Annotated in this window: 8 protein-coding genes and 1 pseudogene; 6 read left to right on the top strand and 3 right to left on the bottom strand. The window is 70.6% G+C overall.

From position 1 onward, the window contains the following. The 3 genes from recD to recC form a co-directional block, all read right to left on the bottom strand. On the bottom strand, nucleotides 1-1,042 hold a 1,042-nt coding region (recD, locus tag RWO33_RS16135), incomplete at its 3' end, for an exodeoxyribonuclease V subunit alpha (protein WP_314106200.1). Beyond that, nucleotides 1,039-4,686, bottom strand: a complete 3,648-nt coding sequence (recB, locus tag RWO33_RS16130) for an exodeoxyribonuclease V subunit beta (protein ID WP_314106199.1) — start codon at nucleotides 4,684-4,686, stop codon at nucleotides 1,039-1,041. The genes recD and recB, both read right to left, overlap by 4 nt. Beyond that, nucleotides 4,683-8,027 (bottom strand): exodeoxyribonuclease V subunit gamma, encoded by a 3,345-nt coding sequence (gene recC, locus RWO33_RS16125; RefSeq protein ID WP_314106198.1) that lies wholly within the window; start codon nucleotides 8,025-8,027, stop codon nucleotides 4,683-4,685. Before recC ends, recB begins: the two co-directional genes overlap by 4 nt. A gap of 233 nt (nucleotides 8,028-8,260) precedes the next feature. Here recC and RWO33_RS16120 point away from each other — a divergent pair, with 233 nt between their 5' ends. The 6 genes and pseudogenes from RWO33_RS16120 to RWO33_RS16095 form a co-directional block, all read left to right on the top strand. Further along, nucleotides 8,261-9,049: an ATP-binding cassette domain-containing protein gene (locus tag RWO33_RS16120; RefSeq protein ID WP_314106197.1), complete on the top strand. Its 789-nt coding sequence runs from the start codon at nucleotides 8,261-8,263 to the stop codon at nucleotides 9,047-9,049. After that, nucleotides 9,049-9,798: an MlaE family lipid ABC transporter permease subunit gene (locus tag RWO33_RS16115; RefSeq protein WP_145480424.1), complete on the top strand. Its 750-nt coding sequence runs from the start codon at nucleotides 9,049-9,051 to the stop codon at nucleotides 9,796-9,798. The genes RWO33_RS16120 and RWO33_RS16115 overlap by 1 nt, the downstream gene beginning before the upstream one ends. Nucleotides 9,799-9,832: 34 nt before the next feature. Further along, nucleotides 9,833-10,357 carry an outer membrane lipid asymmetry maintenance protein MlaD gene (gene mlaD / locus RWO33_RS16110; protein ID WP_145480426.1) on the top strand — a complete coding sequence of 175 codons (525 nt, stop codon included), beginning with the start codon at nucleotides 9,833-9,835 and terminating at the stop codon, nucleotides 10,355-10,357. Then, nucleotides 10,354-11,016 carry an ABC transporter substrate-binding protein gene (locus tag RWO33_RS16105; protein ID WP_314106196.1) on the top strand — a complete coding sequence of 221 codons (663 nt, stop codon included), beginning with the start codon at nucleotides 10,354-10,356 and terminating at the stop codon, nucleotides 11,014-11,016. The genes mlaD and RWO33_RS16105 overlap by 4 nt, the downstream gene beginning before the upstream one ends. Next, nucleotides 11,006-11,317, top strand: a complete 312-nt coding sequence (locus RWO33_RS16100) for an STAS domain-containing protein (protein WP_145480431.1) — start codon at nucleotides 11,006-11,008, stop codon at nucleotides 11,315-11,317. The genes RWO33_RS16105 and RWO33_RS16100 overlap by 11 nt, the downstream gene beginning before the upstream one ends. Nucleotide 11,318: 1 nt before the next feature. Beyond that, nucleotides 11,319-11,498: pseudogene (locus RWO33_RS16095) on the top strand (VacJ family lipoprotein); the annotation flags it as partial.

Below are 11,498 nucleotides of genomic sequence, written 5' to 3'. Positions count from 1 at the left end.
GCGCAGGGGCGGCCAGCAGCGGGCGCAGCGCGGCCGCGTCATCCGCCTGGGTGCCCAAGCCGTCGCCGCTCGCCTGCAGGATCGCGCTGAGCACGTCGCCGGCTTCCACCGACGGCAGCTGGTCCGGGTCGCCCAGCAGCACCAGCCGGGTGCCGCTGGCCACCGCTTCGACCAGCTTGGTCATCAGCGGCAGGTCGATCATCGAGGCCTCGTCCACTACCACGATGTCGTACGGCAGCGGGTTGTCTGCGTGGTGGCGGAAGCGTGGCGAATCGGGAATGACGCCCAGCAGCCGGTGCAGGGTCGCTCCGGTGGTCGGCATGGCCTCGGCCAGTTCGGACGCGACACCGACCAGGCGCAGCCGCTGCAGCGCCTGGCGCAGGCTGTCGGCCATACGCTCGGCGGCGCGGCCGGTGGGGGCGGCCAGTGCAACCCGTGGCAGGGCCGCACCGGCCTGCTGCGCCTGCGCGGCCAGCAGCACCAGCAGGCGCGCGATGGTGGTGGTCTTTCCGGTACCGGGGCCACCGGTGACCAGCACCAGCGGATGGCGCAGCGCCACTGCAGCCGCGCGCGCCTGGTGGTCGATGCCCTCCAGCGCCTGCGGGAACAGCTGGGCGAACAGCGGGGCGAGCCCGCCCGCATCGTGCGCCGGCAAGGAATGCGCGGCGATGCGCTGCAGGCCGAGTGCCAAGCGGCGTTCGTATTCGCGGTAACGGCGCAGGTACAGCAGGCCGTGTTCGAGCACCAGCGGTGCATCGGCGGCCAGCGCGTCGTCGCTGTCGGGCGATGCCACCCACGGCGATGCACGCAGCTGCGCCAGCCATGTGTCCGGCGAAGGCCAGTCCAGCTCGGCATCCACCAACCGACGGGGCGCTGCCGGGTCGACGCCGGCGTGGCCCTGCGCCACCGCCAGCGAGGCCAGCGCGGCGGCGGCCAGCACCGCATCCGGCGTATCCGGCTGCAGCCGGCGCAGGCTCTGCGCCAGCGCATGGTCGAGCGTGCGCAGGGTGCCCTGCTTCAGCAGTGCGTCGAGCAGGCTCATGCCTCACCCCGCGCGCGTGCCACCAGTTCGGCGTGCTTCTCGGGGCCGCCTGCAAACAGTGCATCCATCGCCTCGACCAGGGCCGGGGCAAAGCGCTGCGCATGCACGCCGGGTGCGTCCGCGCGTCCCGCTTCCAGGCCGCGGCAGAACAGATAGCGGATGCCGCCCAGGTCGCGCTCCTGTGTGTAGCGGCTACCCAGCCGGAAGCGCAGCCAGCGATGCAGTGCCACGGTGTAGATCAAGGCCTGCAGGTCGTACTCGCTGCTTTGCATGGCGGCCGCCAGGCGCGCGGCGTCGTAGCCGGGCAAGCGATTGGATTTGTAGTCGAGGACATACCAGCGTCCGTCGCGCACGTAAGTCAGGTCGATCTTGCCGGTCATCAGCCCCTCGAGCTGGCGTCGCGTGCCAAAGCCGCGGCGGTCCGGCACCAGCCCGTGGTGGTGCAGCAGCTGCAGCAGCGCCGGCACCGCGGTGGGCTGCATGGCGAAGTGGAATTCGATCTCGGCCCGCCTGTCGTGCAGCGGCACGCTGTGCAGCGCGCCGCCTTCGGGCAGCTGCACGGTCAGGGTCTGGCCGACCAGCGGCACCAGCACCGCCACGCCGTCATCCAGGTCGGCATCGGCGTAGCCTTCGCTGCGCAGCGATTCGCGCAGCACCTCGGCCTCATCGCCCGGTGCCGGGTCGCCCGAGCGCCACTCGGCCCAGCCCGCGAAATCGGTGTTCTCCAGTGCATCGTGCAGCACGTTGCCGAAGCGGCTGCCCATGAAGCGCGGGTCGATCTCCGGCTGCGGCTCCCCGGGCGCGGGCGGTTCCACCTCCAGCGGCAGTTCCACGCCGGCCGGTTCGTCGGCAGCCGGCGCTGGGGCTTCGGTAGCCACCGCGTCGGTGTCGTGGCCGGCATCGGCGTGGGCCAGCTGGGTGAAGCTGTACACCCACCAGTCATGCGGCACCCGCCGGGTGATCGCGCGCACCGGCGGCAGCTCGCCTTCGCGCTGCACTGGCAGCTGCGCCGGGCGTGGCTCCACCGGGCCTTCGATCACCGCGATGTCCGGGTGCGCGCGCAGCGCTTCCAGGTCGGACAACATCGGCGCCAGACGCGTCTTCGCCAGCCCGGCAAGGTCGCCGGCCGCGATCCACAACGCGTGCTCGGCGCGGGTCAGGCCCACATACAGCAGGCGCGCGTCTTCAGCGCGTTGCTCCTGTGCGCTGCGCTCGCTGGCCGCGCTCCAGGCGTCGTCCCTGTCCAGCTTCCAATGCAGCTCGCGGCGACCGTCGGCGTACACGGTGCAGTTGGAGTCGGTGTTGCCGCCACCGCTGTCGATGCCCACGAACGGCAGGAACACCAGCGGATACTCCAGGCCCTTGCTCTTGTGCAGGGTGATGATCTGCACCCGGCGCGCATCCGATTCCAGCCGCAGCAGCTGTTGTTCGTCGTCCTGGTCGGCGTGTGCCATCTGCACCTGCAGCCAGTCCAGCAGGCCGTGCATGCCCAGCGCCTGGCCCGCGGCCTGCTGCAGCAGCTCACCGAGCTGCAGGTAATTGGTGAGCCGGCGTTCGCCATCCAGCAGGCCCAGCAGGCGCTCGGCGTGTTCGGCGCACAGGTCGGCGATGACCGCGAACGGCCCGCCGCGCAGCCAGCGTTCCCGCCACAGCAGCAGCCGGGTCTGGAACGCACGCTGCGGGTCACCGTCGCGCTCCATCGCGTCGATGGAGGCGGCGTTTTCGCCGAGCAGCACGGTCGCCAGCGCCGCGCGCAGGCGGCCTTCATCGGCCGGCTGCAGCAGGGCCAGCAGCAGCACGCGCAGCTCGCGGGCTTCGGCGGTCGCATACAGGCTCTGCTTGCCGGCAGCCACCGCCGGAATGCCCACCGCGCTCAGCGCGCGCTGGATGCGGGTGGCTTCGTGGTGGCGGCGCACCAGCACTGCGATGTCGCCTGGCTGCACCGGCTGCCCGCGCAGCAGCGCGCGGCCTTCGCGACCCTCCAGCAGCACCTGGTGGATCGCGGCCACGCAGGCGTCGGTGGCCTGCTGGCGCGAGGGGTCTGCCTTGAAGTCAGCACCATCGTCACTGCGCAGCAGGCGCAGGGTCAGCCCGGGTGCGGGCTGGCCATCGCGCAGGAAATCGGCATCGCTGCGGGTACTGCCCGGCAGCACCGGTTCAAAGGCGATGTCCGCTTCCAGGAACGCGCGCTCGCCGGCGGCTTGGTACAACGCCTGCAGCGCGCGCAGCACGCCGGGGCGCGAGCGGAAGTTGCGGTTCAACGCCGGTGCGGCCTCTGCTTCGCGCTTGGCCTTGAGGTAGGTGTGGATATCGCCGCCGCGGAAGCCGTAGATGGCCTGCTTGGGATCGCCGATCAGGAACAGCGCCGGCGCCAGCCCGGCGTCGCGGGTTTCGGGCGAATCGCCGAACACGCGCTGGAAGATGCCCCACTGGCGGTCGTCGGTGTCCTGGAACTCATCCACCAGCGCAATGGCGTACTGTGCGCGCAACTGCCGCACCAGCGACGCGCGGTGCGGGCCCTCCAGTGCGGCGGCCACGCCGTCGATCAGGTCATCATAGGTCTGCACGCGGCCGACCCGCTTGAGTTCGTCCAGCCGCGCACGGGCCTGCCCGCGCAGCTTGTGCAGCAGCAGCAGCGCCTGCTGGCGCAGCCACTGGTCGTAGGCATCGGCGGCGTGCCACCAGGTCTGCAGCGCATCGAACAGCGGCGAGGCCGGGCAATGGCCCTGCTGGTCCTCCTTGCAGAACCCGAGCAGGGCCACCGGCAGCAGCTTGCCCAGGTGCGAGGTGGCACCGCGCGGCCAGGTGCGCGTCGCACGACCGGCCAGCAGCTCGGCAAAGGCTTTGTCGAAGCTGGGCCGGCGCGCGCGGCGACCGTCGAAGAGCTTGCGCTCGAAGGCATTGGCGATGCTGGCCTGGGCGGCGTCGACGTGCGCGTCGATCGCACTGACGAGCGCCTCGGCGGCCACCTGCAGCGCGGAGCTGGGATCCTGCAGATGCTGTTGCGGCAACGTGGGCAGCAGGGGTAACGGCTTGATCAGCGCCGACAGGTCGCGCGCCAGCGCATCGGGCGCGGACCACAACCGGGTCAACGCATCCACCGTGGCCGGGTCGTTGGCGTGCACGCGCCACAGGTCGGCCGCCAGCTGGTCGTGCAGTTCGCGTTCGCTGGGCAGCAGCGTGGGCGGGTCGAAGGTATGCCCGCTTTCCAGCGCGTGCTCGCGCAGCACGCGGGTGCAGAAACCATGGATGGTAAAGATCGAGGCCAGGTCGATCTCATCGGCGGCGGTCTGCAGGCGCTGGGCCAACGCTGCGGGTGTTTCCCGGCCCAGCGCCAGTTCGCGCTGCAGCAGGTAGCGGGTCAGCTGCACCTCGGGTGCGTCGTCGGCGGCCGGTGCGCGCGCCAGCAGCTGCGCGGCCAGCGCCAGGCGCTCGCGGATGCGCTTGCGCAGTTCCTGGGTGGCCGCGTCGGTGAAGGTCACCGCCAGGATCTGGCCGATGCGGTAACCCTGCTCCACCACCAGCCGGGTGAACAGCGTGGCCAGGGTGAAGGTCTTGCCGGTGCCGGCGCTGGCCTCGATCAGGCGCACGCCGTCCAGCGGCAGCGACAGGTACGGGTCGTCCTGCAGCATCAGCCCGCTCATGCCACGGCTCCTTCTTCGCTGAAGCCCTGGAACACCCGGCCCTCGCGGACCGCACTGAACACCACGAAGCTGGTGTGCAGCAGCTGTTGATAGCTGTCTGCGTCGGCGAAGGGATCGCGGCCGCGCAGGGCCAGCTGCACCGCATCGCCGCTGGCTTCGCCCCAGCGGCGTTCGCCGCCATGCCATTGCGCCCAGCCTTCGCTTTCGCGCTTGGCGGCCGGCGCGCGGTACAGCGTCCAGGCGGTGTACGGACCGTACAACAGGGGCGCGCGCATGCCGTCGCGGCGCAGCTGCAGCAGCGCCTGCAGCGCCGCCCTGGCGGTGGGCGCGGGCACTGCCGGCAGCACGTGCGGCCCTACCCCGTCGTCGCCGCCGTCGTGGAATTCGACCAGCGCCAGCGCATCGCCGGCGGCGTTGGCCAGCAGCCAGTCCAGCCCATGCCGGATCGCCGCCGGGCCGTTCAAGCTGCCCGCGCGCAGGCGCACGATGCCCTGCGGGTGGATGTCGTCCACCCGCCCATGCAGGCGCACGCCATCAATCTCCACCTCATAGCGGCGGCTGTCGGCGTCGCTGTCGCCGCGCCATTGGGCCAGTGCCAGCGCATACGGGCGGGTCTGCTCCTGCAGGGCCTGGAACTGGCGTTCGCCCAGTGCGCCGGACGGCAGCAGCGCGCGGGCGCGCAGGCGTGCATAGAGAGGGGTGTCATCGCCCTGCAGGGTCGCCTCGATCACCGCGTGCTGCAGCAGGCGCTGTTCCAGTCCCCGGCCGGCCAGCACCAGTGGCTCCAGGTCGTCGGCGGTGGTCAGGTCATCGGGCAGGCGCAGGCCCAGCCGCTGCGACAGGAACTGCCCGGCGGGATCGACCAGGAAGCGGCGCAGCGCGTCCAGCGGGAGTTCGGGCGTGCCCTCCTGCTCCAGCGGCGCCAGCGCCTGCTCGAACCACGCCGGCGGCGCGCGGCGGACGCTGCCCAGCGACCCGGCGGCCGGGTGCCACTGCTGGCGGTAGCTGAAACGGCGCGGCTCATCGCCGCCACCGAACGCGGCCGGCGAGAAAGGCTGCAGCGAATGGCGCACGGTCAGCTGCTTTGCCGACGCTGAAGGATCCTCATGGTATTCGGCGGCGGCATCGATCAGCTCGCTCACCAGCACCGAGGGCTCGCGCACGCTGCCATCGCGCGGATCGGCGCCCAGGTAGCTCAGGTAGAACACGTCCTGCGCGGAGGCGAACAGCTGCAGGAACAGGAAACGGTCGTCCTCGCGCAGCGAGCGGTCGCCGTGGCGGCGCTTGTCGGTACCCAGTTCGGCAGTGAGCTGGTTGAGCCCGGCGGCCGGGTCGCGGCGCGGGAAATCGCCATCGTTCAGGCCGAGCACGCAGATCACCCGGAACGGCAGCAGCCGCATCGGCACCATCCGCCCGAAGCTGATGCCACCGGTGAGCAGCGGCGCGCGCGTGTCGGCCTCGCTCAAGGCGCCGGCGAAATGTGCGCGCACTACCTCTGGCGGTACCGTCCCGTTGAACCCGGCGCGTTCGGGGTCGCGGGCAAACTCGTTGATCAGCTTGCGCAGGCGTTCCAGCGCGCGCTGGCTGCTGGCCGCTTCCGGTGCCTCGGGCAACAGCGCATCCAGCATGGCCAGCAGGCGCTGGCGCCAGTGCGCCGGTGTCAGCGCCTCGCCCAGTGCGCGCTGGTAACGGGCCAGTACCCGCATCAGCCGAAGCAGGCGGTCCAGCGCATCCAGCGCGCTGCCTTCCAGCTCCGGCCACGGCGCCACCCCGGCGATGTCGCCGTCGCTGCCGCTGGCATGGCCCAGCAGCAGGCGGTCCAGCGCGAACTGCCAGGTGTAGGCATCGTCGTCCGGTGCCTGGTGCTGCGCGCGGTGCGCCGCACTCAAGCCCCAGCGCGCACCGGCGGCCTGCAGCCAGTCGTGCAGGCGGTCGAACGCGGCCGCATCCAGCCCGGCCGCTTCGGCCAGCGGGGCGCTCGCCAGCAGGTCCAGCACTTCATTGAGGCCAAAGCGCGAGACCGGCAATCCCAGCAGGTGCACGAACACATCGGCGAGTGGTTCGCCGGTCAGCGGACTGGTATCGGCCAGGGCGTAGGGAATGTGGTCGTCGCCACCGCTGCGACCGCCGAACACCGCTTCCAGGTACGGCACGTAGGGGTCGATGTCCGGTGCCAGCACCGCGATGTCGCGGGCCTGCAGCGGCGGATCGAAGCGCGGGTCCTGCAGCAGCGCACGCAGCTGGTCGTGCAGCACCTGCAGTTCGCGCAGGCGGGTGTGGCAGGCATGCACCTGCAGGCTGGGGTCGTTGCGCAGCAGCCCCGGGCGCAGCGCACCGGCCGGTTGCGCGCGGCGGTGGAACAGGTCGCGCTGCAGGCGGTGCAGCAGGCTGTCGGACAGGCCGCCGTGCGCCATGTCCGGGCGCGCGTCGTCTTCGGGATCGTCGTAGGCTGCGATCTCACCGGACGGATGCACCACTTCATAGCTGCCCAGCACCGCCATGAAGTCGCGCCCTGCCGCGCCCCATGCCTGCAGCAGGCGGTTCTCGTCGCTGCCATTGCCGAACGGATCAACCGCGCCAGCGCGCAGCCGCCCGCCCAGGGTCTGCAGGTCGCCCCAGTAGGACCGCGTCGGCGTGGGCAGGTAGAAGTGCAGCGTGCCGACCCGCGCCTGGGTGGCCACCACGCGCAGCACATCCGGCGAGACGTTCAAGGTGGCGAAGGCGAACAGGCGCGGCGGCAGCCCCGCCGGCAATGGACGCTCGGCGCCTTCGAAGCCGTCGAGATAAGCATGGATGCGGCGCGCGCGGTACTGGTGACCGCTGCCGATGTGGCGCCACAGGATCGCCTGCGGATCCAGCGGGTCGGCGCCGGCTTCCCAGCGCAGCAGCCAGTCACGGCGCCATGCCTGGTACTTCTCGAACACCGACGCCAGTTCCCCGGCCAGCGCCCACGGCTTGAGCGGGTCCGGCTGGGACAGGTAGGCCTGCAGCGCGCGCAGCGGCGGCTGCGCCATCAGCACCGGATCGGTCAGCGCGGCGTACACCTTCCAGTGCAGCGCGGCGGCGGTGAGGTCGTCATGCTCGCCCGGCACGTTGGCGTTGAGCGCGCGCGCGACGAACTCGCCCGGGGTCAGGAATGCCAGGTTGGCGGCGATGCCATACTCGGCGGCCAGGGTGGACTGCAGCCAGCGACGCATCGCCACCTGGGGAATCAACACCACGTCCGGCTCCAGGATCGACTGCCCGGCCACCGGCTCGCGCAGCGTCCGCGCCAGCAGCGCGGCCAGTACGTCGAGCGAATTGGAGTGGTACAGGCGGAAGTCTGAAGCGGGATCGGTCATCGCGGCAGTGTGCCGCAGCGCGACGCCATTCTCACCCTCTCTGATAATGGACAGGGCCTTGGATGTCGCCTGCGACCCTGTCGGGCGAGGGCACGGCACGCTCTGTTGCACCGATATCCCCCGTTCGGGCGGGGCGTCCGGCGCCCGCGTGCGACAATACTGCACGCTTCAGTTCGGTTTTGTTCAGCCGTTCACCACGATCTTAGAACGTTGGAATTTTGTTAATGGCGACCATGACGGCTTCCGAAGAACCTCTGGTGCAGTTGGACAACGTGCGGATCGACCGCGGCGGTCGCGCGATCCTGCGCGATGTTTCGCTGTCGGTACCGCGCGGCAGCATCACCGCCGTGCTGGGTCCGTCCGGCAGCGGCAAGTCGACGCTGCTGGCCGCGCTGACCGGCGAACTGCGCCCGGTGGCCGGCAACGTGACCCTGTTCGGGCAGCCGATTCCCACCGGCAGCAGCGCCCTGCGCGCGATGCGCCGCAGCGTGGGCGTGCTGCTGCAGGGCAATGGCCTGCTGACCGACCTGACCGTGGCCGAGAACGTGGCGCTGCCGCTGCGCACGCACACCCGGCTGCCGGCGCCGGTCCTGCGCCGGCTGGTGGACATGAAGCTGCACGCGGTCGGCCTGCTGGCAGCGGCCGACGCGTGGCCGCGCGAGCTCTCCGGCGGCATGGCGCGGCGGGTGGCGCTGGCACGCGCGCTGGCCCTGGACCCGCCGTTGATGATCTACGACGAACCGCTGACCGGCCTGGACCCGATCGCCAGCGGCGTGATCATGAGCCTGATCCAGCGCCTCAACCACAGCCTGGGCCTGACCAGCATCATCGTCAGCCACCATGTGCACGAGACCCTGCCGATCTGCGACCAGGTGATCGCCATCGCCAACGGCGGAGTGGTGTTCCAGGGCAGCCCGGCCGCGCTCGAGGCCAGCCAGGACCCGTTGCTGCGCCAGTTCCTGCACGGGCAGCCGGACGGCCCGATCCCGTTCGATGCCGCGCCACGCGCGAAGGTGGCCTGATGCCGTTCGTTGAAAGCACCCGTTCGCTGGGCCGCGCCGGTCTGTTCTCGCTCACCGTGCTGCGCGGCTCGCTGCCCACCGCCGACTTCCTGGCCGAGCTGACCCGCGAGATCTACAAGGTCGGCGCGCGTTCGCTGCCGATCATCGCGGTCGGCGGCGCGTTCGTGGGCCTGGTGCTGACCCTGCAGGGCTACCGCACGCTGACCACCTTCGGCGCCGCCGATGCGCTGTCCACGCTGCTGGGCCTGTCGCTGTACCGCGAGCTGGCACCGGTGCTGACCGCGCTGCTGTTCATCGGCCGCGCCGGCAGTTCGATCGCCGCCGAACTGGGACTGATGCGCGCCACCGACCAGATCAAGGCGCTGGAGCTGATGGCGATCGACCCGGTGGCCAAGGTCGTGGCCCCGCGCTTCTGGGCGGCGGTGCTGACCGTGCCCCTGCTGACCGGCATCTTCTGCTCGCTGGCGATCAGCGCCAGTTACTTCGAAGCGGTGCACGTGCTCGGGCTGGACAACGGCGTGTTCTGGTCGGCGCTGAGCAACAGCGTGGATTTCTGGGACGATTTCGGCGTGGCAATGCTGAAGTCGGCCATTTTCGGCGGTACCGCCGCACTGGTCGCTTCGTACGTGGGGTTCCACGCCGAGCCGACCATCGAAGGCACCTCGGTGGCGACCACGCGCGCGGTGGTGAACGCCTCGCTGCTGGTGCTGATGTTCAACTTCGTGCTGTCGGCCATGCTGTTCCGCTGACGCCATAACGCTCTTCAAATACGGTGATATGAACATGGCCATCCGCGGTCCCAGACTCGAATTTTCCGTCGGCGCTTTCCTGCTGCTGGCGCTGGCCTCGCTGCTGGTGCTGGCGATGGCGTCCACCAACCAGCGCTGGGGCTTCGGCAGCGAAGGCTACGAACTCAAGGCGCGTTTCAGCCAGATCGGCCAGCTGCGCAAGCAGGCCCCGGTCAAGATCGGCGGCGTGGTGGTGGGCCAGGTCGGCGACATCGAACTGGACCCGACCCGCTTCGATTCCATCGTCACCCTCAAGCTGGACCCCCGCTACAAGGACCTGCCGGGCGACACCTCCGCCGGCATATTCACCAGCGGTTTGCTCGGTGAGAGCTATATCGGATTGCAGCCGGGCGGCGACCCGGAGGTGCTCAAGTCGGGCGACGAGATCGTCTTCACCCAGCCGGCCGTGGACCTGATCCAGATGGTCGGCAAGTACATGTTCAGCGGCGCAGGCAACACTGGCGCCGCTTCCCAGGATGCTCCCGGCGCCGACGCGCCGGCAACGGAACCGCAGAAATGAAAAAGACCCTGATTCCGGCCCTGCTCGCCTCGGCCCTGCTTGCCACCCTGCCCTCGCTGTCGTTCGCCCAGGCTGCTCCGACCGCTGCCACCGCCCCGCAGGGGCAGGCAGGCAAGGTCGTGCTGGATGCCAGTTCGCGGATCCTGGCCACGCTGCAGCAGCGCAAGGGCGAATTCGAGAAGAACCCGACCGCGCTGCGCGGCTACATCGACAGCGAGCTCAACCGCACCTTCGACCGCGATTACGCGGCGCGCCTGGTGCTGGGCATCCACGCGCGGGGCGCGTCGGACGCCGACGTGAAGCTGTTCGCCGATGCCATGGCCGACAGCCTGATGCAGCGCTACGGCGCCGTCCTGCTCTCCATCCAGGGCAAGCCGACGTTCCGCCTCAAGGGCGAGCAGCCGCTGCCGGGCAACCGTGGCGTCAAGGTCGCCACCGAACTGCTGCGCTCGGGCACTGAATCGACCCCGGTGGAATACTCGATGCGCAACGTGAACGGCCAGTGGAAGATCTTCGACGTGAACATCGAAGGCATCTCCTACGTGCAGACCTTCCGCAACCAGTTCGACGGCCCGCTGCGCCAGAAGGGCATCAAGGCGGTGGCGGCGGACCTGCGCAGCGGCTCCTTGTCGGCCGGGCCGGCGGCCAATGGCAAGTAAGACCACCGTGCGCATCGACGGTCCGCGCGCGCGCCTGACCGGCGTGCTCGACCGCGACGCGGTGGTGGCGCTGTGGCCCCGGCTGCAGGCCCTGCCCGGGAGCGTGTCGCAGCTGGACCTGGCCGAGGTCGACCGGATCGACAGCGCCGGGCTGGCGCTGTTGGCCGAATTGACCGCACGCGCCCGTGCCGACGGGCGTACGCTGGTCATCCATGGCACCCCTGACGGTTTCAACGAACTCAGCGCCGCCTACCGGCTGGCTCCATCCCTGGATTTCAATGCCCTTTCTGCCGCGAGCTGACATGAACGTCGTACGCACCGCCTCCCTTCTCCTGCTGGCCCTGGCGCTCAGCGCGTGCGCTGCCAAGCCGGCGCGCGACAGCGCACCGGCCAGCGTGGCCGTGGCCCCGGCGGCGCCCGATGCCGCCGCGCCGGTTTCAGGTGCCGACTCGACCGTAGCGGCTCCTGCTGCCGTCGACGCC

Source organism: uncultured Stenotrophomonas sp., from assembly GCF_963519925.1.
GTDB lineage: Bacteria > Pseudomonadota > Gammaproteobacteria > Xanthomonadales > Xanthomonadaceae > Stenotrophomonas > Stenotrophomonas maltophilia_AE.
Note: the sequence above shows the minus strand (reverse complement) of the source record. Positions and strands in the feature narration are given on the sequence as shown.